This window comes from Geodermatophilus sp. SYSU D00867 (assembly GCF_054050315.1).
Window position 1 is genome coordinate 1 of the sequence record NZ_JBJGZC010000001.1, and the last position, 23,802, is coordinate 23,802.

General features: G+C 76.7%; 28 protein-coding genes. 20 read left to right on the forward strand and 8 right to left on the reverse strand.

The genetic code is table 11. The features are described 5' to 3' along the window. Positions 1 to 39 precede the first annotated feature (39 nt). The 3 genes from pstS to ACI8AK_RS00015 all read right to left on the reverse strand — a co-directional run bounded on the left by pstS (position 40) and on the right by ACI8AK_RS00015 (position 3,113). Positions 40 to 1,164 (reverse strand): phosphate ABC transporter substrate-binding protein PstS, encoded by a 1,125-nt coding sequence (gene pstS, locus ACI8AK_RS00005; protein ID WP_456954807.1) that lies wholly within the window; start codon positions 1,162 to 1,164, stop codon positions 40 to 42. Positions 1,165 to 1,407: 243 nt separating this feature from the next. After that, a complete protein-coding gene (mshD, locus tag ACI8AK_RS00010) occupies positions 1,408 to 2,346 on the reverse strand; it encodes a mycothiol synthase (RefSeq protein WP_387988412.1) in 939 nt (312 codons plus the stop codon). Beyond that, complete coding sequence (locus ACI8AK_RS00015) at positions 2,343 to 3,113, reverse strand: winged helix-turn-helix transcriptional regulator (protein ID WP_387988338.1); 771 nt, start codon at positions 3,111 to 3,113, stop codon at positions 2,343 to 2,345. The genes mshD and ACI8AK_RS00015 overlap by 4 nt, the downstream gene beginning before the upstream one ends. A gap of 99 nt (positions 3,114 to 3,212) precedes the next feature. Here ACI8AK_RS00015 and ACI8AK_RS00020 point away from each other — a divergent pair, with 99 nt between their 5' ends. The 7 genes from ACI8AK_RS00020 to ACI8AK_RS00050 all read left to right on the forward strand — a co-directional run bounded on the left by ACI8AK_RS00020 (position 3,213) and on the right by ACI8AK_RS00050 (position 7,541). Continuing rightward, positions 3,213 to 4,010, forward strand: coding sequence for an alpha/beta hydrolase family protein (locus ACI8AK_RS00020; RefSeq protein ID WP_456901458.1), 798 nt, complete (start codon positions 3,213 to 3,215; stop codon positions 4,008 to 4,010). Further along, a complete protein-coding gene (locus tag ACI8AK_RS00025; protein ID WP_456954808.1) occupies positions 4,007 to 4,840 on the forward strand; it encodes a hypothetical protein in 834 nt (277 codons plus the stop codon). The genes ACI8AK_RS00020 and ACI8AK_RS00025 overlap by 4 nt, the downstream gene beginning before the upstream one ends. A 9-nt stretch (positions 4,841 to 4,849) precedes the next feature. Then, on the forward strand, positions 4,850 to 5,539 hold the full coding sequence (locus tag ACI8AK_RS00030; protein ID WP_456954809.1) for an LmeA family phospholipid-binding protein: 690 nt from the start codon (positions 4,850 to 4,852) through the stop codon (positions 5,537 to 5,539). Between the two features lie 152 nt (positions 5,540 to 5,691). Further along, positions 5,692 to 6,021, forward strand: coding sequence for a thioredoxin family protein (locus ACI8AK_RS00035; RefSeq protein WP_456901456.1), 330 nt, complete (start codon positions 5,692 to 5,694; stop codon positions 6,019 to 6,021). Between the two features lie 120 nt (positions 6,022 to 6,141). Next, the gene (locus tag ACI8AK_RS00040) at positions 6,142 to 6,417 is read left to right on the forward strand and encodes a DUF4395 family protein (protein ID WP_456954949.1); all 276 of its coding nucleotides are present in this window, start codon (positions 6,142 to 6,144) and stop codon (positions 6,415 to 6,417) included. Between the two features lie 36 nt (positions 6,418 to 6,453). Continuing rightward, entirely contained in the window at positions 6,454 to 7,287 is an 834-nt protein-coding gene (locus tag ACI8AK_RS00045; RefSeq protein WP_387988343.1) for a sulfurtransferase, read from the forward strand. A 2-nt stretch (positions 7,288 to 7,289) separates the two neighbouring features. Continuing rightward, on the forward strand, positions 7,290 to 7,541 hold the full coding sequence (locus ACI8AK_RS00050; protein ID WP_456954810.1) for a DUF1416 domain-containing protein: 252 nt from the start codon (positions 7,290 to 7,292) through the stop codon (positions 7,539 to 7,541). 134 nt (positions 7,542 to 7,675) lie between these two features. On the opposite strand, the gene ACI8AK_RS00055 is transcribed toward ACI8AK_RS00050, so the two are convergent. Continuing rightward, positions 7,676 to 8,908, reverse strand: a complete 1,233-nt coding sequence (locus ACI8AK_RS00055; protein WP_456954811.1) for a PP2C family protein-serine/threonine phosphatase — start codon at positions 8,906 to 8,908, stop codon at positions 7,676 to 7,678. A 209-nt stretch (positions 8,909 to 9,117) separates the two neighbouring features. On the opposite strand from ACI8AK_RS00055, the gene ACI8AK_RS00060 reads away from it, so the two are divergent. The 3 genes from ACI8AK_RS00060 to ACI8AK_RS00070 all read left to right on the forward strand — a co-directional run bounded on the left by ACI8AK_RS00060 (position 9,118) and on the right by ACI8AK_RS00070 (position 11,564). After that, positions 9,118 to 9,264, forward strand: coding sequence for a hypothetical protein (locus tag ACI8AK_RS00060; protein WP_456901454.1), 147 nt, complete (start codon positions 9,118 to 9,120; stop codon positions 9,262 to 9,264). 66 nt (positions 9,265 to 9,330) lie between these two features. Next, positions 9,331 to 9,867, forward strand: a complete 537-nt coding sequence (locus tag ACI8AK_RS00065) for an FABP family protein (RefSeq protein ID WP_387988347.1) — start codon at positions 9,331 to 9,333, stop codon at positions 9,865 to 9,867. Beyond that, complete coding sequence (locus ACI8AK_RS00070) at positions 9,864 to 11,564, forward strand: DUF885 domain-containing protein (protein WP_456954812.1); 1,701 nt, start codon at positions 9,864 to 9,866, stop codon at positions 11,562 to 11,564. The genes ACI8AK_RS00065 and ACI8AK_RS00070 overlap by 4 nt, the downstream gene beginning before the upstream one ends. On the opposite strand, the gene ACI8AK_RS00075 is transcribed toward ACI8AK_RS00070, so the two are convergent. Then, positions 11,561 to 12,256 (reverse strand): TetR/AcrR family transcriptional regulator, encoded by a 696-nt coding sequence (locus ACI8AK_RS00075; protein ID WP_387988349.1) that lies wholly within the window; start codon positions 12,254 to 12,256, stop codon positions 11,561 to 11,563. The two genes, ACI8AK_RS00070 and ACI8AK_RS00075, sit on opposite strands and share 4 nt — an antisense overlap. A 129-nt stretch (positions 12,257 to 12,385) precedes the next feature. On the opposite strand from ACI8AK_RS00075, the gene ACI8AK_RS00080 reads away from it, so the two are divergent. After that, complete coding sequence (locus tag ACI8AK_RS00080) at positions 12,386 to 13,318, forward strand: NAD-dependent epimerase/dehydratase family protein (protein WP_456954813.1); 933 nt, start codon at positions 12,386 to 12,388, stop codon at positions 13,316 to 13,318. 3 nt (positions 13,319 to 13,321) lie between these two features. On the opposite strand, the gene ACI8AK_RS00085 is transcribed toward ACI8AK_RS00080, so the two are convergent. Both ACI8AK_RS00085 and nhaA read right to left on the reverse strand, forming a co-directional pair. Continuing rightward, positions 13,322 to 14,020, reverse strand: a complete 699-nt coding sequence (locus ACI8AK_RS00085) for a hypothetical protein (RefSeq protein WP_387988351.1) — start codon at positions 14,018 to 14,020, stop codon at positions 13,322 to 13,324. A 344-nt stretch (positions 14,021 to 14,364) separates the two neighbouring features. Further along, positions 14,365 to 15,714, reverse strand: coding sequence for a Na+/H+ antiporter NhaA (gene nhaA / locus ACI8AK_RS00090; protein ID WP_456954814.1), 1,350 nt, complete (start codon positions 15,712 to 15,714; stop codon positions 14,365 to 14,367). Positions 15,715 to 15,843: 129 nt separating this feature from the next. Between nhaA and murD the strand changes: the two genes are divergently transcribed. The 9 genes from murD (at position 15,844) to ACI8AK_RS00135 (ending at position 23,537) form a co-directional block, all read left to right on the forward strand. Further along, the gene (gene murD / locus ACI8AK_RS00095; RefSeq protein WP_456954815.1) at positions 15,844 to 17,211 is read left to right on the forward strand and encodes a UDP-N-acetylmuramoyl-L-alanine--D-glutamate ligase; all 1,368 of its coding nucleotides are present in this window, start codon (positions 15,844 to 15,846) and stop codon (positions 17,209 to 17,211) included. Next, a complete protein-coding gene (locus tag ACI8AK_RS00100) occupies positions 17,204 to 18,535 on the forward strand; it encodes a hypothetical protein (RefSeq protein WP_456954816.1) in 1,332 nt (443 codons plus the stop codon). The genes murD and ACI8AK_RS00100 overlap by 8 nt, the downstream gene beginning before the upstream one ends. 25 nt (positions 18,536 to 18,560) lie before the next feature. Next, positions 18,561 to 19,016 carry a Fur family transcriptional regulator gene (locus ACI8AK_RS00105; RefSeq protein ID WP_456954817.1) on the forward strand — a complete coding sequence of 152 codons (456 nt, stop codon included), beginning with the start codon at positions 18,561 to 18,563 and terminating at the stop codon, positions 19,014 to 19,016. Continuing rightward, positions 19,013 to 20,122 carry a CAF17-like 4Fe-4S cluster assembly/insertion protein YgfZ gene (gene ygfZ / locus ACI8AK_RS00110; protein WP_456954818.1) on the forward strand — a complete coding sequence of 370 codons (1,110 nt, stop codon included), beginning with the start codon at positions 19,013 to 19,015 and terminating at the stop codon, positions 20,120 to 20,122. Before ACI8AK_RS00105 ends, ygfZ begins: the two co-directional genes overlap by 4 nt. Continuing rightward, positions 20,119 to 20,688, forward strand: coding sequence for an RsiG family protein (locus ACI8AK_RS00115; protein WP_387988357.1), 570 nt, complete (start codon positions 20,119 to 20,121; stop codon positions 20,686 to 20,688). The genes ygfZ and ACI8AK_RS00115 overlap by 4 nt, the downstream gene beginning before the upstream one ends. 98 nt (positions 20,689 to 20,786) lie before the next feature. Next, positions 20,787 to 21,725, forward strand: a complete 939-nt coding sequence (locus ACI8AK_RS00120; protein WP_456954819.1) for an asparaginase — start codon at positions 20,787 to 20,789, stop codon at positions 21,723 to 21,725. An 88-nt stretch (positions 21,726 to 21,813) separates the two neighbouring features. Beyond that, positions 21,814 to 22,338 carry a helix-turn-helix domain-containing protein gene (locus ACI8AK_RS00125; RefSeq protein WP_456954820.1) on the forward strand — a complete coding sequence of 175 codons (525 nt, stop codon included), beginning with the start codon at positions 21,814 to 21,816 and terminating at the stop codon, positions 22,336 to 22,338. Further along, entirely contained in the window at positions 22,335 to 23,075 is a 741-nt protein-coding gene (locus ACI8AK_RS00130) for a hypothetical protein (RefSeq protein WP_456901447.1), read from the forward strand. Before ACI8AK_RS00125 ends, ACI8AK_RS00130 begins: the two co-directional genes overlap by 4 nt. A gap of 177 nt (positions 23,076 to 23,252) precedes the next feature. Beyond that, the gene (locus ACI8AK_RS00135; protein WP_387988361.1) at positions 23,253 to 23,537 is read left to right on the forward strand and encodes a DUF2516 family protein; all 285 of its coding nucleotides are present in this window, start codon (positions 23,253 to 23,255) and stop codon (positions 23,535 to 23,537) included. Positions 23,538 to 23,559: 22 nt separating this feature from the next. Here the strand turns inward: ACI8AK_RS00135 and ACI8AK_RS00140 are convergent, their stop codons facing one another. Then, entirely contained in the window at positions 23,560 to 23,769 is a 210-nt protein-coding gene (locus tag ACI8AK_RS00140; protein WP_387988362.1) for a PspC domain-containing protein, read from the reverse strand. Positions 23,770 to 23,802 lie beyond the last annotated feature (33 nt).

Genomic DNA, 23,802 nt, shown 5'->3' on the forward strand with positions numbered 1-23,802 from the left:
CGTCGGCCGACGCCCCGGGCCACCGGGTGGGGTGCTGGGTCAGCCGGCGGCCGTGATGGCGTCCACCGCGGGCTGGGCCTGGTCGCGCAGGGTGTCGGAGATCGGCGCGTTGCCGGCGTTGTCGGCGGCGGCCTGCTGGCCGTCCTCGCTGACCACGTAGGACATGAAGGCCTTGACGTTGTCGGCGGTCGCCTGCTCGTCGTACTCGACGCAGCCGATGTGGTAGCTGACCAGGACGATCGGGTACTCGCCCGAGCCCTCGGTCTGCCGGTTGACCTCGATGGCGAAGTCGTACTGGCCACGGCCCTCGACCGCGGGGGAGTTCTCCACGACGGCGGCGGCGGCCTCGGCCGACGGGGCGACGAACTCCGAGCCGACGCCGACGTCGGCGACACCGAGCTCACCGGCGCGGCTGGCGTCGGCGTAGGTCACGGCACCGGCCGTGCTCTCGACGACGCCCACGACGCCGGACGTGCCGTTGGCGGCCTCGCCACCGGGCAGCGGCCACACGCCGTCGGGCTCCGAGGTCCACACGTCACCGGCGGTCTGGAACAGGTAGTCGGTGAAGTTGTCCGTGGTGCCGGAGTCGTCGGCGCGGTGCACGGGGGTGATCGCCGTGTCCGGCAGCTGGGCGTCCGGGTTGGCCTCGGCGATCGCCGGGTCGTTCCAGGTGGTGATCTGGCCGGTGAAGATGCGGGCGATCACGTCGGGCGTGAGGTTCAGCTGGTCGACGCCCTCGAGGTTGAAGATCACCGCGATCGGCGAGATGTAGTTCGGCAGCTCGAAGACCTCGCCGCCACCGCAGCGCTCCTGCGCGGCGGTGAGCTCCTCCTCGTCCAGAGCGGCGTCGGAGCCGGCGAAGTCGGCCCGGCCCTCGATGAACTGCTCGCGGCCCGCGCCGGAGCCGGCCGGGTCGTAGCTGAACTGGACGTCGGGGTACTCGCCCTCGAAGCCGGCCTGCCAGGCCTCCATGGCCGCCTGCTGGCTGCTGGCGCCGGCGCCGACGAGGTCGCCGCTGAGCTCGGCGGCGCTCGCGCCGCTGCCGCCGTCGCCGCCGCCCGAGGCGCTGTCGGACTCGTTGGCGGCGCCACACGCGGCGAGCGTGAGGGTGCTGGCCAGCGCCGTGCTGAGGACGACGGCGCGCGACCGGGTGCTGAGCTTCAAGCCAGTGCCTTTCCGGAGGTGCCCGGACCTCGATGCCGGGCAGGGGAGGACCAACGGAACGGGACGGTAGGCAGCCCAGGTGGCCGGTCCCGGGTCGCTCGATGAACGCCCGGTGAACGCCGGTCGAGCCTTTCCCGACCGGGTGAGAACGGCATCACGTCCGGCAGGTGAACGCGTGCGAGTCGGGTGGCGGTGGACACGTCCGGTGCGGCACAAAGGGACGTTTGCGCCGCGTGCCCGGGATCAGGGGACGCGCCGCCAGGAGACGTCGACGGCGTACCGCGTGAAGCCGGTGCGCTCGTAGAGCGTCACCGCCGCGGTGTTGTCCTCCTCGGTGTAGAGGAGCACCTCGTCCAGCCCGCGCCCGCGCAGGTGTGCCAGGCCGCGCACGGTCAGCGCCCGGCCGAGCCCGAGCCCCTGGGCGTCGGGGTCGATGCCCAGCACGTACACCTCGCCGACGGCGTCCGGGCCGGCGTCGCCGGGCGGGTGCACCTTGGTCCAGTGCGCGCCGAGCAGCGCGCCGCCGGCGTCGGGGTCGCCGCGCCAGGCCAGCAGGAAGCCGGCCGGGTCGAACCAGGGCTCGGCCTCGCGCAGCCGCAGGTCCTCCGGCGTCCAGGCGCCCTGCTCGGGGTGGGCGGCGAAGGCCCGCGCGTTGAGCCGCAGCCAGGCGGCCTCGTCCCGGCCGGGGCGGAAGGCGGCCACGGACACGTCCGGCGGGAGCGGGGCGGCGGCGTCGAGGTCGGCGTCGGTGAGCGGGCGGCGCATCTGCAGCAGCACGCGGGCCCGGGTGTAGCCGCGGGCGCCGGCCAGCGCGGTGGCGGCCGGCAGGTCGCCGTGCGCCCAGACCCGCAGCGGACGGCCGTCGGCGAGCTCCTCGAGCCGGGTCAGCAGCGCGCCGCCCACCCCGCGCTCCCGGGCCGTGGGCGCGACGACCAGCTCGGCCTCGGCGTCCCCGGTGCCGTCACCGAGCTCGAGCCGGGCGTAGCCGGTGAGCGGGCCGTCCGGCTCGGTGGCGACGACGTCCCGGCCGCCGGGCGGGCCGCCGTGCTGCAGCCGCAGCTCGGCCTCCTCCGACAGCGGGCGGACGCCGTCGGCCGCCGCGGCCGCGCGCAGCAGCGCGAGGACGGCGGCGGTCCGCGCGGGGTCGAGCCCGGCGGAGTCGGAGACGGCGACGGCGCTCAGAGCAGCGGTGCGGTGGTGGGCGAGGTGTCGGCGACCGTGCCGGCGGACCGCTCGGCCTCGGCGCGGGCGGCCGCGGCGGTCGCGTCGGCGACCTGCTGGTCGAGCTTGTAGCCGACGTTGCGGACGGTGCCGATCAGCGCCTCGTGCTCGGTGCCGAGCTTGGCGCGCAGCCGGCGCACGTGGACGTCGACGGTGCGGGTGCCGCCGAAGTAGTCGTAGCCCCAGATCTCCTGCAGCAGCTGGGCGCGGGAGAACACCCGGCCCGGGTGCTGGGCGAGGTACTTGAGGAGCTCGAACTCCTTGTAGGTGAGGTCGAGCGGGCGGCCGCGCAGCTTCGCCGAGTAGCTGTGCTCGTCGATGACCAGCTCGCCGGCCTGGGTGACGCCGCCGTCGGCACCGTCGGCGGGCGTGGTCGCGGCGAGCCGGCGGGCGGTGGCCCACTTCAGCCGGGCGTCCACCTCGGCCGGGCCGGCGGTGTCGAGCAGGACGTCGTCGACGCCCCAGTCGGCCGACAGCGCGACCAGCCCGCCCTCGGACAGGACCGCGACGAGGGCGGAGGCCACGCCGGTCGAGGACAGCAGGCTGCACAGCGTGCGGGCCTGGATGAGGTCGTGGCGGGCGTCGACGAGCACGACGTCGCCGGAGTCGCCGTCGAGCAGGCTCGACAGCTCGGGGGCAACGACGCGGACCTGGTGGCCGAGCAGCCCCAGGGCGGGCAGCACCTCGGTGGTCGCCTGACGCGCCGCGGTCATGAGCACGAGTCGCATGTCGTCTCCTCGGGGAGGGCATCGACGGCGCTGTCGAACCGAGACCGCAGGATAGCCGACGTGCGTCCCGTTCCCTCCGAGGTCACCCGAGCGCGTCCGGTGACGGTCCGCACCGAGGACGGCGTGCGGCTCGAGGGCGTCGTCGTCCCGGGCTCGGGGCCGGCGACGGGCGCGGTCTTCGTCGTGGCGCACGGGTTCACCAACTCCACCGCCTACCCGCCGTTCCGGCGGATGGCCGGCTGGCTGTCCCGGTTCGGCGAGGTGCGCGCCCTGGACTTCCGCGGGCACGGCCGCTCCGGCGGCGGCACGGGGGCCGGCGGCGACGACGAGCTGCGCGACGTCGACGCGGCGGTGGCCGCCGCGCGGGCCGACGGCGCGGGCGCGGTGGTGACCCTCGGGCTGTCCATGGGCGGGGGCGCGGTGCTGCGGCAGGCGGCGCACGGCCGGCACCGCCCTGACGCGGTGGTCGCCGTCAGCGCGGTCAGCCGCTGGTACGTCCGCGACACCCCGCCCATGCGCCGCGTGCACTGGCTGCTGGAGACGACGCTCGGCCGGCGGGCCGGCGCGCGCCTGCTCGGCGTCCGCCTGGCGCCGCCGTGGGAGACCGTGCCGTCGTCGCCGCTGGAGGCGGTCGCCCGGATCGCCCCGACGCCGCTGCTGCTCGTGCACGGCGACCGGGACGCCTACTTCCCGCTCGAGCACGCCCGCGCGCTGGCACGGGCGGCCGGCCCGACGGCGACCGCGTGGGTGGTCCCCGGCTTCGGACACGCCGAGAGCGCCCTCACCGCTCCGCTCGTCGAGCGCGTCGGGCGCTGGGCGTCTGCGACGATCGGGGGCGAGCGGGAGGTGCCGGCGCCGACGGGGGCGCCGGGCGGTCCCGGGCAGGAGGGGACGTGACCACGGCGCTGGACTCCCCGCCCGCCGCCCGCGCGCGGCACGCCGCCGCGGCCGTCGTCGCCGGCGCCGCCGTCGCCCTGGTGCTGCTCGCGCCGGACCTGCTCGGGGAGCGCGGCCGCCTGGCCGCCGTCCTCGTGCTGCAGGCCCTCCTCGTCGCGGGCTGGGGAGCCGCCACGGCGCCGGCCGGGGCGGCGGGTGTCGCGGTGGTCGGGGCGGCGGCCGCCGTCGGCGCCGACCTCGCCGTGGACCTGCTGGCCGGTGACGCGGACCGGCCCGGCCCCGGGTTGCTGCTGGCCGTCGCCGGGCCCGCGCTGATCGTGGCGGTGCTGCACCAGATGCTGCGCCGGCCGCCGCGCACCGACGTCGTCGGCTCGCTGGGCAGCGTGGCGCTGCTGGTCACCGCCGTCTGCGCGCTGGCGCTCCTGCTGCTGCCCGACGTCGCCGGCGACGACGGCGAGGTCGCCGCCGCGCCGCTGCTCACCGCCGGCGCCGCGCTGGTCGTCGCGCACCTCGCCGACGCCGTGCTGCCCCGCCCCGCCGTGGCCCCGGGCGCCGACCGCGGCGTGACGGGGCTGCTGCTCGCCGTGGCGACCGGGGTCGTGGTCACGCTGGTGGCGGGCGGCACCGGCGGGACGGCCGACGTCGTCGGCGGCGTCGCGACCGGCCTGGTGCTGGGCCTCGTCGCGGGGCTCGCCGGGACCGCCGCCTCGTTCGTGGTGGCCGGCGCCGGGGAGCGGCGCCGCGGTGCCGCCGTCGCCGGGGTCGCGGTCGAGGCCGTGCTGCCGCTGGCCGTCTGCGCGCCGGTGCTGCTGGCCCTGGCCGCCGTCTGATCCGCAGCCGTGCGCGCCCTGCTCGTCGTCCTCGCGCTGGTGGTCGTCCTCGCGCTGATGGCCGACCCGGTCGCCGAGGGCGTCGCCGAGGACCGGGTCGCCGAGGCGCTGCGGGACGCCGGCGGGCTGGCCGGGACGCCCGACGTCGACGTCCGGGGCTGGCCGTTCCTCACCCAGGCGGTGTCGGGGACCTACGAGGACGTCCGCATCTCGCTGACCGCCGCCGAGCTCCGGCAGCCGGAGGGGACCACCGCCGACGTCCGGCTGCGCGGGGCGCACGTGCCGCTGTCCGATGCGCTGTCGGGGTCGGTGCGCGAGGTGCCGGTGGACCGGGTCGACGGCACGGCGACGCTGTCCTACGCGCTGCTCGCGCAGCAGCTCGGCGGCGACACCACCGTGGCCCGCGAGGGCGACGGGCTGCGGGTCACCCGGACCGTGGAGGTGCTCGGCCACACCGTCCCGCTCACCGCCGCGGGCACGGTGTCGCTGGACGGCCAGGACCTCGTGGTCGACGTCGAGGAGGCCGACGCGGCCGGTGTCGACGTGCCCGACGTCGTCGTCGACCGGGCGAGCGACCTGCTCGACCTGCGCTACCCGGTCGAGCTGCCGTTCGGACTGGAGCTGACCGGCCTGCGCCCGGCCGACGCCGGCGTCGAGGTCACCGCCGCGGCCACCGACACGGTGCTGCGCGCGCCCTGAGCCGCCCGGGAATGCGCACCGAGGCGGTCGGGTTGGTGCGGGGGACGAGCGGGACCGCCCCGGCGGTGCTCGCCGGGGCGCTCGTGCCGACCGCCGCGGCGGCCCGGTGGCTGCGCACCCGCGACGGCCGGCCCAGGACGGAGGAGGAGCCCGTGGGCGGACCGACCGCGGTCCTCGAGGAGCTCGGCGTGCGGCCGGGCGAGGCGGACCTGACCGTCGTCCAGTTCTCCACCGCGTTCTGCGGGCCGTGCCGCACCACCCGCGCCCGGCTGCAGCACCTGGAGGCGACCCGGCCGGGCCTGGCGTACGTGCACGTCGACGCCGAGAGCCACCTCGACGCCGTCCGCGAGCTCGACGTCCGGCGCACGCCGACGCTGTTCTACCTGGACCGGTCGGGCAGGCTGCTGGGCCGCAGCAGCGGCGCCCCGCGCCCGGGGGAGCTCACCGCCCTGGTGGACGCGCACACGGGCGCCCGGTCGTGATCGGCTACCCTCGCCGCGTGGGCACCCTGCTGACCTCGCGCCGCACAGTGGACCTGTGCCGCGTCGGCAGCTGCCTGTGTCGCGCCTCCTGAGGGCGGTTCCACCCCGCCCAGACGTGCCCTGACCGCCGTCCGGAGACCCCTCTTCATGCCCCTGAGTCCTGCCCGCACGGTCGACGTGCGCGGGCCCCGTCCCACCGCGTGGGTCACCGGCGCCGTCCTGGCCCTCGTCTCCGCCGTCGGCGCGGCGGGGTACCTGCTCGGTGCGCCGGTGCTCGGCGTCGTCGCCACCGGGTTCGTCCTCGTCGCGGCCCTGCTCGACGCGGCCACCGCGTCCTGCCCCGGCCGCGAGCCGTACCCGACCGTCCGGCGGGCCCGTCCCGCCCCCACCGCCTGACCGTCCGCACACCCACCACAGGGAGGAAGACCCCCCATGAGCCGCAACGACGTGCTCGTCACCGCCGACTGGGCGCAGGAGAACATCGGCGCCCCCGGCATCGTCTTCGTCGAGGTCGACGAGGACACCAGCGCCTACGACAAGGGCCACATCGAGGGCGCGGTCAAGCTGGACTGGAAGACCGACCTCCAGGACCCGCTGCGCCGCGACTTCGTGGGCAAGGAGCAGTTCGAGGAGCTGCTGTCCGCCAAGGGCATCGGCAACGACGACACCGTCGTCCTCTACGGCGGCAACAACAACTGGTTCGCCGCCTACGCCTACTGGTACTTCAAGCTCTACGGCCACGACCAGGTCAAGCTCCTCGACGGCGGCCGCAAGAAGTGGGAGCTCGACAGCCGCCCGCTGTCCTCCGACGCCGTCGAGCGCCCGGCCACCCAGTACCGGGCCCAGGAGCCCGACACCTCCATCCGCGCCTTCCGCGACGAGGTCGTCGCCGCGATCGGCCAGCAGAACCTGGTCGACGTCCGCTCGCCCGACGAGTTCGCCGGCAAGCTGGTCGCCCCCGCCCACCTCCCGCAGGAGGGCGCGCAGCGTCCCGGCCACATCCCGACCGCGGTGAACGTGCCGTGGAGCAAGGCGGCCAACGAGGACGGCACCTTCAAGAGCGACGACGAGCTGCGCAAGCTCTACGCCGACGCCGGCCTCGACGAGTCCAAGGACACCATCGCCTACTGCCGGATCGGTGAGCGCTCGAGCCACACCTGGTTCGTGCTGCGCGAGCTGCTCGGCCACCAGAACGTCAAGAACTACGACGGCTCCTGGACCGAGTACGGCTCGCTGGTCGGTGTCCCGATCGAGAAGGGGGCCTGAGCGTGTGCGGCGCCCCGAGGCAGGGCGGTGCCCTCGCCGGGATCGACCTGGCCACCCAGACGGTGATCCAGGGCCAGGTGTGGCACGACGGCGCGCCGGTGGCCGGTGCCTACGTCCGGCTGCTCGACGCCACCGACGAGTTCACCGCCGAGGTGGTCACCAGCCCGGAGGGCGAGTTCCGCTTCTTCGCCGCCCCGGGCACCTGGAAGCTGCGCTCGCTGGCCCCCGTCGGCGGCGTTGAGCGCGTCGTCTAGGCCGAGTTCGGGATCACGTATACGACGGTCGTCCTCAATAATAAGACCCCCCCGCCCGGCCCCCCCCCCGCCCGCGGCCGGGAGGGGCGCCGTCGTGTCCGGGGTCGGTCGTGTCCGGGGTCGGTCGTCCGGGGTCAGGAGATGCCGGGCGGGAGCCGGTTGGGGCCGGCCTCCGGGGGGCGTGGCCGGTCCTCGGGGAACGCGCGGACGGCGACCAGCGCGACGTCGTCGGCGCCGGCCGCGGGCACCATCCGGGCCAGCACGGTGTCGCACAGCTCCTCCAGCGGGACCTGGCCGAGGTCGCGCAGGGCCTCCCGCAGCGCCGCCAGCCCGGCGTCGAGGTCGGCGTCGCGGCGCTCGACCAGGCCGTCGGTGACGAGGAGCAGGGTGTGCCCGTCCGCCAGCTCGGCCGTGTGGTCGGTGCGCCGCGTGTCGGGGTCGACACCGAGCATGCGGTCGGGGCGGGTCTCCAGCAGCGTGGTGGTCCCGCCCGGGGCGAGCAGGACCGGCGGCAGGTGGCCGGCGTTGCTCCAGCGCAGCACCCGGGTCCCGGCCACCGGCACGTCCGGGTGCCGCTCGACGCGGGCGAGCGCCACGGTGGCCAGGGTGCCCACCGCGAGGCCGCGCGCCGCGCGCTCGGTCCGCGTCAGCGTCGCCGACGGCGGTTCCTGCTGGTCCCAGGCCAGCGCCCGCACCAGCCCGCGCAGCTGGCCCATCGCCGCCGCGGCGTCGCTGTCGTGGCCGACGACGTCGCCGATCACGAGCACCGTCGCGCCGTCGGGCTGGAGGAAGGCGTCGTACCAGTCACCGCCGACCCGGGCGCCGTCGGCGGCCGGGCGGTAGCGGACCGCGATCTGCAGGTGGTCCGGCTCCGGCGGCGGGGTGAGCAGCGCCTGCTGCAGCCGGTCGGACAGCGCCCGCTCGACGGCGGCCTGCTCGGTGACCCGCCGCAGCTCCTCGGCCTGCCGGCGTGCGGCGAGCCGGTCGGTGAGGTCGCGGAAGGAGACGACGACGCCGGTCACCTCACCGTCCTCCACCATCGGGACGGCGATGAGCTCCACGGGCACCGGCGTGCCGTCCGTGCGCCAGAACACCTCCGAGTCGGCGGCGACGGTCCGGCCGGACCGCAGCGCCCGCCAGACCGGGCACTCCTCGCGGGGGTACGGGGAGCCGTCGGGCCGCCGGTGGTGCATGAGCTCGTGCTGGTCGTGACCGAGCTGCTCGGCGGCGGGCCGGCCGGTGATCCGCTCGGCGGCCGGGTTGACGAACTCCACCCGCCCGGCCAGGTCGAGGCCGTAGATCCCGTCGGCGACGGTCGCGAGCACCCGTTCGTGGCGGGCCGCCGTCCGGGCGAGCTCGGCCTCCACCCGGTGCAGGCCGTCCGCCGTGGTCCGTGGGTCGATGGCGCCGTCCTCCTCCGCTCCGCCGGGCCGTGACCCCTCCAGGGTGCCCGACGCGCCCAGGTGCGCAGCCCGGGCACCGCCGCGGCGGGTGGCCTCCCGTGATCGGCACGGCACCCATCCGCCCCGCGGCGGGTCCCGCGGCGCAGCGCCGGGTGGGTGCCTACCGTGGCGTCGTGGTCGCCGCCTGGGTCCTCGTCGCGCTCGCCGTGCTGCTGGCGGTCGCGTGCGGCGTCGCCGCGAGGCGGCTGGCCCGGCGGCCGGCCGAGCGGTCCCGCCGCGTGCCGCCGTCGCCGCCGGGCCGGCCCGCCCGCGGGCGCTGACCGCCGCGGGAGCGCAGGTCGCGGCCGGGCTACGGTGGCGGGCATGCCTCCCCGGGACGCCGGCCGGTGACCGGCCCGACCGAACTGCCCGTCGCCGACACCGTCGACGTCCGCGAGGGCCCCGAGGTGGCGCACGCACTGCTGTCGGTGCTGCCGCTGCTGGGCGAGTGGCACGGCGAGGGCGTGCTCGCCGGCGGGGACGCCGGCGACCGGCGCTTCGGCCAGTGGATCCGGTTCGCCCACGACGGCCGCGACTTCCTCGCCTACGAGTCGCGCACCTGGCTGATCGGCGACGACGGCCGGGTCGAGGGCCCCGCGTCCCGCGAGTCCGGCTTCTGGCGGCCGCGCGGCGAGGACGACGTCGAGCTGCTGGTGACCAGCGCCGAGGGCGTGCTCGAGCTGTACGTCGGCCGCGCCCGCACGACGACGAGCTGGGAGCTCACCACCGACGTCGTCGCGCGGACCCAGGACGCGCCGGACACCACCCGCGCCGTGCGGCTGTACGGCATCGTCGAGGGGGCGCTCATGTACGCCGTCGACCGCGCCGGCGCGGACACCCCGCTGCGGCCCACCATGTCGGCGCGGCTGGAGCGGCTGCGGTGACCGCCCCGGGAGACACGCCCCGGCAGGTGGCCGACCGCTACGTCGACGCCGTCTGCGACCTCGACCCGATCGTCGCGACGTCGCTGGGCACCCGGCCCGGCGACGACCGGCTGCCCGATCCCAGCCCCGCCGGCCTCGAGGCGGAGGCCGAGCTGACCCGCTCGACGCTGGCCGAGCTGGACGCCGTCCTCGCCGCCGACCCGGCGCTGGACGAGGACCCGGTCGAGCGCCGCTGCGCCCGGCTGCTGCGCGAGCGGCTGGGCGCCGAGCTGGCCGCGCACGAGGCCGGCGAGGGCTTCCGGGCGCTGTCGAACCTGTTCAGCCCGGTGCACTCCATCCGCCAGGTCTTCCTGCTCATGCCGACGGCGACCGACGACGACTGGGGCGTGGTCGCCCGCCGGATGGCCCGGGTGCCCGAGGCCTACCGCGGCTACCTCGACACGCTGCGCGAGGGCGCCCGCCGCGGGCTGTTCGTGGCGCCGCGGCAGGTGTCCACCGTCGTCGGCCAGCTCGGCGAGTGGCTCACCGGGCCGTTCTTCGGCGGGCTGGCGGCCTCCGGCCCCGACGCGGTGCGCGGCGACCTCGACGCCGCCGCCCGCGCGGCCGACGCCGCGGTGGCCGAGGTGCGCGACTTCCTGCGCGACGAGTACCTCCCGCGGGCGGAGGGGACGCCGGACGCCGTCGGCCGGGACCGGTACGCCGTCGCCGCCCGCCGGTGGAACGGCTCGGACCTCGGCGCGGGGGAGGGCCTGGAGGAGGCCTACGCGTGGGGCTGGGCCGAGCACCGGCGGCTGCTGGCCGAGCAGCAGGCCGAGGCCCGGGCGCTGCGGCCGGGCTCCTCGCCCAAGGAGGCCATGGCCTGGCTCGACGAGCACGGCCCCGCCGTCGACGGCGTCGAGGCCGTCCGGCAGCGGCTGCAGGCGATGATGGACGAGGCGGTCACCGCCCTCGACGGCACCCACTTCGACCTCGCCGAGCCGGTCCGCCGGGTGGAGGCGATGATCGCGCCGCCCGGCAGCGCGGCGGCGCCGTACTACACCCGCCCGGCGCAGGACTTCTCCCGGCCGGGCCGCACCTGGCTGCCGACGCTGGGCCGCGAGCGGTTCCCGCTCTGGGACCTGGTGTCGATCTGGTACCACGAGGGCGTCCCGGGCCACCACCTGCAGCTGGCGCAGTGGGCCTACGTCTCCGGCGACCTGTCCACCTACCAGACGTCGCTGGGCTCGGTCAGCGCGAACGTCGAGGGCTGGGCGCTGTACGCCGAGCGGCTCATGGACGAGCTCGGGTACCTCCCCGACACCGGCGCCCGGATGGGCTACCTCGACGCCCAGCAGCTGCGCGCCATCCGCGTGGTCATCGACATCGGCATGCACCTGCGCCTGCCGGTGCCCGAGGACGCCGAGGGCGTGCTGGCCGAGCACCGCGGGCAGCCGTGGACGCCGGAGCTCGCGCGGGCGTTCGCCGGCGAGCACCTGGGCAGCGACCCGGCGTTCCTCGACAGCGAGCTGATCCGCTACCTGGGCCTGCCCGGGCAGGCGATCAGCTACAAGCTCGGCGAGCGCGCCTGGCTGGCCGGCCGGGCGGCGGCGCAGCGGGCGCGCGGTGCCGACTTCGACCTGAAGGCCTGGCACATGGCGGCGCTGTCGCAGGGCTCGCTCGGGCTCGACGACCTCGAGGCCGAGCTCGCGGTCCTCTAGTCCGGGGGTCCGTCCGCGGTCAGCCCGATCAGCGCACCGAGCTCGGCCACCGCGCGGGCGAAGTAGGCGTCGGCGTCCTCGACCGACCCGGTGAGGTGGCCGAACAGCTCGAAGCTGACCGTGCCGTACAGCGCGCTCCAGGCCAGCAGGGCGCGCACCCGGACGGCGTCGTCGATGCCCGGGGCGTCCTGGCCCAGGATCTCGACCGCCACGTCGCCGAGCAGGCCGGGCACGCGGCCGCCGTACCCGTGCAGCCGGCCCGCCCGGGCGGCGTCGGCGAGCACGCGGCCGAGGACGACGCCGACCCGCGACGCGGCCGGGACGGTGTCGCGCGGCGCGCTGTAGCCGGGGACGGGGGAGCCGTAGAGCAGCGCCCACTCGTGCGGGTGGGCCCGGGCCCGGTCGCGCACCGCCGCGCACACCGCCGCCCAGCGCCGCTCCGGCGCCGCGGCCGGGTCGTCGGCGGCCTCGGCCGCCTCCCCGAGGGCGTCGTAGCCGTCGATGATCAGCCGGGTCAGCAGGTCGTCGCGGCTCGGGAAGTAGCGGTACACCGCCGACGACGCCATGCCCAGCTCCCGCGCCACCGCGCGCAGCGACAGCCCCGCCGCCCCGACCTCGGCGAGCTGGCGGCGAGCCGCCTCGGTGATCTCGGCGGTCAGCTCGGCGCGGACGCGCTGGCGGGCGGTGGGCACCCGGCCATGCTCCCCGGCGAGAGCGCTGTACACAAGGGAGAGCACTGCTCTTGACAGCCCCACTCCGGGTACGAGAGCGTCGTCCTCGAACGAGAGCACCGCTCTCAATGAGACGACGAGGAGATCGCCATGGCACTGCACGTGATCGTCGGCAAGGGCCCGGTGGGCACGACGACGGCGGAGCTGCTGGCCGCCCGCGGCCACCGGGTGCGGGTGCTGTCGCGCAGCGGCGGCGTCTCCACCGGCGCGGTCGAGCACCGCCGGGTGGACGCCGCCGACGTCGCGGCCCTCACGGCCGCCACCGAGGGCGCCGCCGCTCTCTACAACGCGGTCAACCCCGCCTACCACCGCTGGACGACCGACTGGCCGCCGGTGGCCGCCGCCCTGCTCACCGCGGCCGAGCGGACGGAGGCGGTGCTCGTGACGATGGCCAACCTCTACGTCTACGGCCGGCCCACCGCGCCGATGACGCCGGAGAGCCCGCTCGCCGCCACCGACACCAAGGGCCGCGTGCGGGTGGCCATGTGGCGGGAGGCGCTGGCCGCGCACGAGGCCGGCCGGATCCGGATGACCGAGGCCCGCGCCGCGGACTTCGTCGGGCCGCAGGTGCCGGCCGCGCAGTCGCACCTGGTGCGCCAGCTCCCGGCGCTGCACCGCGGCCGCCGCGCCTGGGTGGTCGGCGACCCCGACGCGCCCCGTAGCTGGGCGTACCTGCCCGACGTCGCCGCCACGCTCGCGACCCTCGGCACCGACGCGCGGGCGCTGGGCCGGGCCTGGCACGTGCCGAGCACCCCGCCGCGCTCCCAGCGGCAGGCGCTCGGCGACCTCGCGCGGGCGATGGGCCGGGAGCCGGTGCCGGTCAGCGGCATCCCGTGGCCGGTGCTCCGCGCCGCCGGCTGGTTCTCGCCGGTGCTGCGGGAGGTCCTCGACGTGCGGCACCAGTTCGACCAGGAGTACGTGGTCGACGCGACGGCGACCACCGAGGTCTTCGGCCTGACCGCCACACCGTGGGACGAGGTCGTCGCCGCGACCGCCGGCGCGCCGGAGCCGGCGCGGGCCTGAGCCTCAGGCCCGCGGGGCCACCGCGTTGACCGGGTCGCTGTCGGGCGCGACCGGGTCGGCGGGGGCCGCCGGGGCCACCTCGAGCCGGGTGGCCAGCAGCGCGTCGACGGCGGCCACCCCGGCGCCGACGTAGGTGCTGGTGAGCGCGGGGTCGGTGACGACGCACCAGGCGCGGTCGGCCGGCCACCACAGCGCGGCGCTCTGCTCGTACGGCTCGGGGGCGAAGTTGCTGGCGGCCCGCTCCACCGGCCCGCGGGTCAGCAGGAGGTCGGCGCGGGGCAGGCGCAGCCGGGGCAGGTCGGCGGCGCCGCCGTCGTCCCAGCCGAACCAGCACTCACCCGGCGTCGTGGTCTGGTCCCCGAGGACCGCGGCCAGCTCCCGCGCGACATGCGCCACCAGGTGGCCCTCGGCGGGGGCGTCGTTCCACAGCCCGGGCTGGTCGGCCTCGCCGAGGTACTCCCAGGAGCCGGTGATGCCGGGCCACTGCATGAGGCGGTGCGCCCGCGTGCCGTTGGCCGCGGCCACCTCGTCCCAGCGGACGTGCACGTCGACGTCGCCGTCGTAGCGGACGGCGGGGTGGAAGACGCGGGCGTAGGCGGGGAAGCGGGCCGGCAGGAGCGCGGCCACGGTGTCGGGGGGAGCGGCACGGACGGCGTCGGTGATCCAACGGCCGGCCGGTGCGGAACGTCCAGCGGTCTGCACGGCCGCCGTTCCTCCCCCTCAGCGCGCTGGGCGGGTCCGTGCCCAGGGACGGACAACCCCCGGGCCGCTCCGCGGCGCCACCTCGGGAGGCGGCAGCTCACGGGCCGACTGGACAAGTGTCGGCAGCCCGGGGGTCGGGTGACTGTCCGGTTCTCGCTCGCCGCCGTACGACGGACGGGCGATCATGCCGTCGTTCGGATTCCACTCCGAACGGGCGGCCCATCTGGACGGCGGCTAGCGGACAGCCACCTCACGAGTCCGATAAGAATTCAATTGTTCGGACCACCTCCCCTCTCGTGTACCTCGACGGTACGTCGCAGTTCCGGGGTCGGCAACGACGTTGTTCAGCCGTCGGCTGAACCCCTGCGCAGGCCCGGGGCGCCGGGCGTGTCGGGGTCGCGCTGGTAGACGTCGGGGATGCCGTCGTGGTCGGCGTCGACCGCCTCCAGCGCCTCGATGCGCCGGTAGCGGCGGTTGCGCAGCCGCAGCACCACGCTCGCCAGCAACGCCGATGTCAGGGTGCCGACGAGCACGCCGACCTTGACGTGGTCGTCGCGCTCGCTGCCGGTGCCGAAGGCCAGCTCGCCGATGAGCAGCGACACGGTGAACCCGATGCCCCCGAGCAGCGCCATGCCGACCAGGTCCGGCCAGCCCAGCTCGTCGGCGAACTCCGCGCGGGTGAACCGGGTGACCAGCCAGGTGGCGCCCACGATCCCGAGGACCTTGCCCACGACCAGGCCGACGACGATGCCGAGCGCGACCCGGTCGCCGAGCGACTCGACCAGCCCGGACAGCCCGCCCACGGTCACCCCGGCGGCGAAGAACGCGAAGACCGGCACGGCGACGCCCGCCGAGATCGGCCGGAAGCGGTGCTCCAGGTGCTCGGCCAGCCCCGGCCCCGCGCCCGGCCCGCCGGCCGCCTCGCTGCGCACCACCGGGACCGTGAACGCCAGCAGCACGCCGGCCACCGTGGCGTGCACGCCCGACTCGTGGACGAGGACCCAGGTGAGCAGCGCCAGCGGCAGCAGCAGCCACCACGAGCGGACCCGCTTCTGCACCAGGAGGCCGAACACCGCGAGCGGGACCAGCGCCAGCGCCAGCCACCCGACGGCCAGCGACGACGTGTAGAAGACCGCGATGACCGCGATGGCCAGCAGGTCGTCGACGACGGCCAGGGTGAGCAGGAACGTCCGCAGCGCGCTCGGCAGGTGGGTGCTGATCACCGCCAGGACGGCGAGGGCGAAGGCGATGTCGGTCGCCGTCGGGATCGCCCAGCCGCGCAGGGCGTCACCGCCGCCCAGGTTGACCAGCACGTAGAGCACCGCGGGCACCACCATCCCGCCGACCGCCGCGGCCACCGGCAGCACCGCCCGCCGCGGGTCGCGCAGGTCGCCGGCGACGAACTCGCGCTTGAGCTCCAGCCCGGCGACGAAGAAGAAGACCGCCAGCAGCCCGTCGGCGGCCCAGGTGCCCAACGTCAGGTCCAGGTGCAGGGACGCCGGCCCGACCCGGGTGTCGCGCAGCGCCTCGTAGGAGTCCGCCCACGGCGAGTTGGCCCACACCAGGGCGATGACGGTGCCGATCAGCAGCAGGACGCCGCCGACGGTCTCCCTGCGCAGGACGGCGGCGATCCGGCTGGCCTCGGTCCACGAGCCGCGGCTGAACACGCGGGTGGATCCGTGCGGGGTGGTCATCGGGCGGCTCCTGGGGGAGGGGTCGGTCACGACACCGCCGACCAGACTTCCCGGCACACCTGGCGGCCACCCTACCGGCGGCCCCGTCGTCGCCGTCCGTGCACGGGGCCGGTCCGTAGAGTGGGCGCCGTGGACCCCCGCCCGGCACCGCCCCCGCGGGAGCGGTCCCTCCGGCTCGCGGAGCTGGCCGGCCGGCGCGTCGGGGTCTGGGGACACGGCCGCGAGGGGCGCGCCGCGGTCGCCGCGGCCCGCGCCGCCGGCGCCGCGTCGGTCCTGGTCGCCGACAGCCGCCCCGTCGACCCGGCGTCGCTGCCCGACGCCGTGACCGCCACCGCCGACGTCGCCGACCTCGCCGGCTGCGACGTCGTGTTCCGGTCGCCCGGGATCAGCCCCTATCGCGAGGACGCCCGGACGCTGGCCGACCGCACGCTCGTGACCACCGGCACCGGCGTCGCGCTCGCCGAGGCCGCCGCGCGCGGGATCCCGGTCCTCTGCGTCACCGGCACCAAGGGCAAGAGCACGACCAGCGCGCTGGCCGCCGCGGTCCTCACCGCCGCCGGCCGCCCGGCCGTGCACGCCGGCAACATCGGCACCCCGCTGCTCGACGTCCTGGACGGGGTCGGGGACCGCACGCTCGTCGTCGAGGTCTCGAGCTACCAGGCCGCCGCCGTCCCGGACTTCGCCGGCCGCGGCGCGCTCACCTCGCTCGCCCCCGAGCACCTGGACTGGCACGGCTCGGTCGAGACCTACTACCGCGACAAGCTGCGCGTGTTCTCCTCCTGCCCGGAGCGCTCGGTCGTCGTCAGCGCCCAGGCGCGCCCGCTGGCCGCCGGGTACCTCGACGCCGCGCAGCTGGTCGACCCCGCCGACGTGCTGCCCCCGGGCCTGGCCGCGGCCGTGCAGCCGGTGCACCTGCCCGGCGCGCACAACCGCAGCAACGTCGAGGTCGCGCTGGCCGCCTGCGCCCTGCTCGGCCTGGACCTCGCCGCCACTGCCGACGCCGTGACCGGCGCCGTCGCCGCCTTCCGCGCGCTGCCCCACCGGCTCGCGCCGGTGGCCACCCTCGGCGGCGTCACCTTCGTCGACGACACGCTGAGCACCACCCCCGTCTCGGTGCTGGCCGCGCTCGACGCGCTCGCCGGCCGGCCGGTCACGCTCATCGCCGGCGGCCAGGACCGGGGCCTGGACTACACGGGCCTGGCCGCGACGTTGGTGGCCCGGCGGGAGGAGGTCGCCCTGGTGACCGTCCCCGACACCGGGGCCCGGCTGGCCGACGACGTCCGCCGGGCGGCCGACGGCGCCGCCGTGCGGCTGACCGAGACGGCGTCGCTGGCCGAGGCGGTCGCGGCGGCGATCGCCGGCACCGCCCCGGGCGGCGTCGTGCTCCTGTCGCCCGGCGCCCCCAGCTACAACCGCTTCCGCGACTTCGAGGAGTTGGCAGCCACCTATGAGCAGATCCTCGTCGACGCCGGCGCCGACCGTGTCCACGGTGTCTGAGGCCGGCGCCTTCGTCGTCGCCGGCCGGTCCCTCGACCTCACGACCGGCGAGGCGGCCTTCACCTACCGGCTCGGCGACGACGAGTTCACCGAGCGGCTCACCCTCGACCCGGCGCTGCTGACCGGCCCCGCGCCCGCGCAGCCCGGTGCCGCCGTCGAGGCCGCGCTGGACCTGGTGCACCTGGTCATGGGCACCAGCTACTACAAGCTGGCCGCGCCCGGCCGGGTCACCGTGGAGCGGCCGGTCACCGCCGCGCAGCTCGCCGTCGCGCAGGCCGCCTACACCCACGGGCTCGGCGAGTTCGCCGCGGTCAACCACCTGCCGGTGCCGCACCGGGTCCGGTTCGACGCCGAGGTCCGCGAGCCCGGCCCCGTCCCGGCCGGCGGCGGGCGCGGCGCGCTGCTCCCGGTGGGCGGCGGCAAGGACTCCGCGCTGGCGATCGTCGTCATCCCCGACGGGACGGCGCTGGCGATCAACCCGACCCGCGCGCAGCGCGACGTCGCCCGCGCGGCCGGCGTCCCGCTGGTCGAGGTCCGCCGCAGGCTGGACCCGCTGCTGGCGGAGCGGACCGCGCAGGGCGGCCTCAACGGGCACGTGCCGGTGACCGCGATCAACTCCTCGATCGCCACGCTGGTCGCCGTCCTCGGAGGCCACGACCCGGTCGTGTTCGCCAACGAGCGCTCCGCCGACGAGGAGACGCTCACGATCGACGGCGCGAGCGTCAACCACCAGTACTCGAAGTCCTACGAGTTCGAGCGCCTGTTCGCCGCGGCCGCCGCCGAGGTCGGTGCCGGCTACTTCAGCCTCACCCGGCAGCTGTCGGAGCTGGCCACCGTGGCCGCCGTCGCCGCGCTGCCGCTGAAGGCCGACATCCTCAGCTGCAACCGCTCCTACACGCAGGAGCACCTGGGCGGGCGGGCCGAGCAGCGCTGGTGCCTGCACTGCGACAAGTGCCTGTTCACGTTCCTCTGCTTCGCCGTCTTCCTGACCCCCGACGAGGCGCAGGCCGTGTTCGGCGGGAACCCGCTGGCCGACGTCGCGCTCGCCGACGGGTTCCGGAGGCTGTGGGCCACCGAGAAGCCGTTCGACTGCGTGGGCGAGCGGGCCGAGAGCGCGGCGGCGATGGCGCACCTGGCGGCCAGCCGGTCGTGGGGCGACGCGCCGGTCGTGCGGGCGCTCGGCGCCGAGGCCGCGGCCGCTGCGGAGGTGACCGGGGCGACCGTCGCGCGGTTCCTCCCGCCGCGCGGCGAGCACGCCATCCCCGAGCGGTACCTGGAGTCCCTGCGGCGCGTGCTGGCCGACGCCCGCAGCGCCGTCGCGTAGCCCGCCCGGAACTACGCTCCTTGCCGTGACGACCGAGCACGGTCCCGCGCCGCTGGCCGAGCGGCTGCGGGCGCAGGGGCTGCGGCTGACCCCGCAGCGTCAGCAGGTGCTGGCCGCCGTCGCCGCGCTCGACCACGCCACCCCCGAGGCCATCGGCGCACGGCTGCGCGAGGAGGCCGGGCCCGGCGGCGCGGCGCCGGACACCTCGACCGTCTACCGCACGCTGGAGTTGCTCGAGCGGCTCGGCCTCGTGTGGCACACCCACGTCGCCAAGGGCGCGCCGGTCTACCACACGTCCGAGCACCCGCACCTGCACGTGGTCTGCGCCACCTGCGGGGAGATCTCCTCCGCCGACCCGGCGCTGCTGGAGCAGGCCGCGGAACGTCTGGCCGCCGATCTGGGTTTCACCCTGGACGTGGGGCACGTGGCGCTGTCGGGCACGTGCCGCCGATGCAGGGGAGCCGGGACGGAGAACGCATGACCACCACCTCACCGCTGGCCGCACGGGCCGGCGCCGTCGTCGCCGAGGGCGCGACCGTGGCCACCCACTACGGCGACCCGCTGCGCGAGCAGCGGCTGCTCGCCGAGGGCGCCGGGCTCGTCGACCGCAGCGACCGCGACGTGCTCACCGTCCCCGGCGCCGACCGGCTCACCTGGCTGCACAGCCTCACCAGCCAGCACCTCGAGCGGCTGGCCGACGGCACCGGCACCGAGGCGCTGGTCCTCTCGCCGCACGGCCACGTCGAGCACCACCTGGTCCTCGCCGAGCTCGGCGGCACCGCCTGGGCCGACGTCGAGCCCGGCACCGGCGCGGCGCTGCAGACCTTCCTCGACCGGATGCGGTTCATGCTCCGCGTCGAGCCCGCGCTGGTGACCGCCGACCGGGCGCTGCTGTCGCTGGTCGGCCCCCGCTCGCCCGAGGTGCTCGCCGCCGCCGGGCTGCCCGCGCCGGAGGGCCCGTACGCCGTCGCCGCGTCGCCGGGCGGCGGCTGGGTGCGCCGGATGCCGCCCCTCGGAGACGGCGGCGCGACCGCGTTCGACCTGCTCGTGCCGCGTGCCGGGATCGCCGCCCGCGCCGACGCGCTGACCGCCGCCGGCGCCGGGCTCGCCGGGCTGGACGCCTACGAGGCGCTGCGGGTGGAGGCCCGCCGGCCGCGCCTGGGCGTCGACTCCGACCACCGCACCATCCCCAACGAGCTGGAGTGGCTGACCACCGCCGTCCACCTCGAGAAGGGCTGCTACCGGGGGCAGGAGACGGTCGCGCGGGTGCACAACCTCGGCCGCCCGCCGCGGCGGCTGGTCCTGCTCCACCTCGACGGCGTCAGCGAGGACCTGCCCGTCCCGGGGACGCCGGTGACCTCCGGCGCCCGCGAGGTCGGCCGCACCGGCACGGTCGTGCGGCACCACGAGCTCGGCGTCGTCGCGCTGGCCCTGGTCAAGCAGTCGGTGGCCCCCGGGGCCGAGCTCGCCGTCGGCGGGTCGCGCGCCGCCGTGGACCCCGACGACGCGCCCGCCGCCCTCGACGACACCCGGGCCGCGGCCCGCGACCGGGTGCGCGCGGTGCGGTCTGCCACCATCGGGCGGTGACCTCCGCAAGCTCTGGCCCGACCGCCGCCGGCGGTGCGGCCGTCGACGCGCTGCTCGACCCCGGATTCCTCGCCGACGTGGAGTCCCGTCCCATGGCCGAGGTGCGCGGGCTGCGCCGCCGCGCCGAGCAGGAGGAGGTCAACCTCTCCTACACGCGGCGGCTGCTGCAGGGGCGGCTCGACATCGTCCGACGCGAGCTGCAGCGCCGCGCCGAGCACGACGGGCGCTCGCTGGTCGACCTGCTGCCCGAGATCCTCGCCGAGAAGGGCCGCGGCCCCGCGCACGGCCTCGGCCGGCACCAGACGGTGCAGCCGGCGGCGCCGGAGGAGTACGAGTCCTGGGTCAACGCGCTGACCCCCGACGTCGACCTCTCCGCCGTCCCCGACCTCGCCGACGCCGACCTCGAGCGGGCCGCCCGCGCGCTGGCCGCCGCCGAGGGCTCGCTGTCCGAGCGGCGGCGGGGCGTGCAGCAGGTGATGGACGCCCTCGCCGGGGAGCTGGCCCGCCGGTACCGCAACGGCGAGGCCGACGTGGCCGCGCTGCTCGCGGCCGAGGGGCGCCATTGATGGAGGACCCCCTCGCCCCCCATCCCTCGCAGGCTCCCGGCGGGACCCTGCACGGGGACCGTTCCGGTACGTCACCGTGGCCGGACGCGCCGGTCCTCGTGGAGGTCTGGCGCTCGGGGTTCCTGGAGTCCGTCCACCGCGGCGCGGTCGTCGTCGTCGGTCCCGACGGCGGGGTGCGCTGGTCGGCCGGTGACGTCGCCCGCCCGGTCCTGCCCCGCTCGTCGAACAAGCCGGTGCAGGCCACGGCCTACCTCGCGGCCGGCTGGCAGCCGCGCTCGGGTGAGGAGCTGGCCGTCTCGGCCGGCTCGCACGCCGGTGAGGACGGCCACCGCGACCTCGCCGCCGCCGTGCTCGCCGCCGCCGGCCTCGGTCCGGACGCGCTGGGCTGCCCGGCGGCCCTCCCCGGGCACGAGCCGACCCGCGCCGCCTGGCTGGTCGCCGGCCGCGAGCCGGAGCGGCTGGCGTTCAACTGCTCGGGCAAGCACGCCGCGATGCTCGCCTCCTGCGTCGCCGCCGGCTGGCCGACCGAGGGCTACCTCGATCCCGGCCACCCGCTGCAGCAGGCGATCGAGGCCCGCCTGTCCGACGCGGCCGGCGAGCAGGTGGCCGCCGTCGTCGTCGACGGGTGCGGCGCGCCGCAGCACGGGCTGTCCCTGACCGGGCTGGCGCGCGGCGTCGGCTCCCTCGTGGAGGCCCCGCCGGGCAGCCCCGGGCGGGCGGTGGCCGACGCGATGCGGGCGCACCCCTGGTACGTCGCCGGCACCGGCCGGGACGACACCGACCTCATGACCGCCGTCCCCGGGCTGCTGGTCAAGGGCGGGGCCGACGGCGTGCACGTCGCCGCGCTGCCCGGCCGCGGTGCGGTCGCGTTCAAGCTCGACGACGGCGGCGACCGCGGGCGCGCGCCCGTCCTCGCCGCCGCGCTGCGCCGGCTCGGGGTGGACGCCGAGGCGCTGGCCCGCTGGTCGGTCACCCCCGTGACCGGCGGCGACGGCGTCGTCGGCGAGGTCCGGTCCTCGGCGGTGCTCGCCGGCTGACGGCGACACGCCGGGTGTGAGGCGACTCACGCCCCGGTGCTTGCTCCTCCGCTTGCAGTTGCTAGCACCCGTGGTTAGCGTCGGAGACGTGCAGACCCCCGGCGAGTTCGTGAGCGGTCAGGTGAGGTCGGTCCGCGAGAAGGTGGACCAGCTCGCCGGCAGCGTCGCGGAGACCGTCGCGGCCGAGGCCCAGCAGGTCTCGGCGGTGCGCTCGCAGGTCGGGGAGTACATCCGGGAGCAGCGCAGCGCCGCCCGGGTGTCCCTGCGCGAGCTCGCCCGCACCGCGGGGGTGAGCAACCCCTACCTGTCGCAGGTGGAACGGGGGCTGCGCAAGCCGTCGGCGGAGATCCTCGCCGCCATCGCCCGGGGTCTGAAGATCTCCGCCGAGTCGCTCTACGAGCAGGCGGGCATCCTCGACCGGCGGGCCGGCAACCCCGACACGGTCGCGGCCATCCGGTCCGACGACCAGCTCTCCGAGCGGCACAAGGCCGTGCTCGTCGAGCTGTACGAGACCTACGTCCGCGAGTACGCGGCCACCCGCACCACCGCACCGAGCACCGCCCCGAGCGTTCCGCCCGGATCCGACCCGACCCCCTCCAAGGAGTCCGCATGACCACCGCCACCACCCTGCTGGAGCAGGTCGCCGAGCGCGGCCGCCGTCAGTTCCTCGTCGCCGTCGGCGCCGGTGACCTCGCCGTCGAGCAGGCCCGCACCGTGCTCGCCTCGCTGCGCACCCTCCCCGGTGAGGCCCAGGTCCAGGTCGACCTGGCCACCAAGGAGGCCCGCACCCGCGCCGAGCAGGCCGCCGACCGCGCCCGCGAGGCCGTCACCCAGGCCCGCGCCAACGGCCGTCAGCTGGCCACCGCCGTCCGTCCGGACGTGGTCGTGAGCACCGTCTCGACCCTGGTCGAGCAGGCCCGCACCCAGGCCACCGCCACCGTCGAGCAGCTGGCCGAGCGCGGTGCCGACGTGCTGCAGGAGCTGCGCCGCCAGCCCGGCTTCCGCCGCTTCGTGGTCCGCGCCGAGCAGGCCGTCGACACCGTCGAGGACGCCGTCGAGGAGGTCATCGAGGAGGCCGCCGAGGCCGTGAACGAGGCCTCCGACGAGGTCACCTCGCTGGTCCAGAAGGCCGCCTCGAAGACCACCAAGGCCGCCGCCAAGGCCGAGCAGGCCGTCGACCAGGCCGCCGACCAGGCCAAGGCCGCCATCGAGGAGGGCGCCGAGGCCACCGACGAGGCGACCGCCAAGGCGGCCCGCAAGCCGGCCAAGCGCACCACCGCCGCCCGCGGCAAGGCCACCGGCACCTCGGCCCGCGTGAGCCGCACCCGCACCGCCAAGACCACCGACTGAGCAAGGACCCTCCTGCCCCCCGCCGCTCGCACGCTCGCGGCGGGCCCCTGCAGGAGGGCCACGCGAGACCAGGGCCCCGGAGCTGCCACCGCGCTCCGGGGCCCTGTCGCGTCCCCGGGAGTGGGACGTCCCCCGCGGGGGAGGCAGTGACGGCGTCCCGGCGGGTACCCTCCGGGCATGGGGTTCGACTGGGCCGTTCTCGAGGGCCTGCGGCTGGTGTTGCTGGCCGTCGCGGCCTGGGCGTTCGTCGACGCCGTCATCCGCCCGGCTGCCGGCTACGTCGCCGCCGGCAAGCTGAGCAAGCCGGCCTGGGCGGCGATCACCGCGCTGGCCGCGGTGGTCATCTACCTGCAGGGGCCGATGACCTTCCTCGGCCTGCCCGCGGTGATCGCCACCGTCGTCTACCTGGTCGACGTGCGGCCCGCGGTCCGCGGCGTGCAGCGGGGCAACAGCAGCTGGTGAGCCGGCCCGCCGGGTCGGCGGGTCACCAGCGGTCGTCCGCGGGCATCAGCACCCACAGGACGAGGTACGCGATGAACTGCGGCCCCGGCAGGATGCACGAGACCACGAACGCCAGCCGCAGGGCGCCGGTGGAGATGCCGTAGCGGCGGGCGATCCCGGCGCACACGCCGGCGATCATCTTGTTGCGGGTGTCGCGGGCGAGACGGCGCGGGGCCGGTGCGGGGTACGTCATGACCCGACACTAGGCGCGGCCGGCCGCCCCGGA

Excerpts from the sequence above, each read along its gene's own strand:
- ACI8AK_RS00080 (WP_456954813.1), top strand. The coding sequence starts at position 12,386 with ATGGCACTGCACGTGATCGTCGGCAAGGGCCCGGTGGGCACGACGACG.
- ACI8AK_RS00130 (WP_456901447.1), top strand. The coding sequence starts at position 22,335 with ATGACCACCGCCACCACCCTGCTGGAGCAGGTCGCCGAGCGCGGCCGC.
- ygfZ (WP_456954818.1), top strand. The coding sequence starts at position 19,013 with ATGACCACCACCTCACCGCTGGCCGCACGGGCCGGCGCCGTCGTCGCC.
- ACI8AK_RS00015 (WP_387988338.1), bottom strand. The coding sequence starts at position 3,113 with ATGCGACTCGTGCTCATGACCGCGGCGCGTCAGGCGACCACCGAGGTG.
- nhaA (WP_456954814.1), bottom strand. The coding sequence starts at position 15,714 with ATGACCACCCCGCACGGATCCACCCGCGTGTTCAGCCGCGGCTCGTGG.
- ACI8AK_RS00045 (WP_387988343.1), top strand. The coding sequence starts at position 6,454 with ATGAGCCGCAACGACGTGCTCGTCACCGCCGACTGGGCGCAGGAGAAC.
- ACI8AK_RS00140 (WP_387988362.1), bottom strand. The coding sequence starts at position 23,769 with ATGACGTACCCCGCACCGGCCCCGCGCCGTCTCGCCCGCGACACCCGC.
- ACI8AK_RS00135 (WP_387988361.1), top strand. The coding sequence starts at position 23,253 with ATGGGGTTCGACTGGGCCGTTCTCGAGGGCCTGCGGCTGGTGTTGCTG.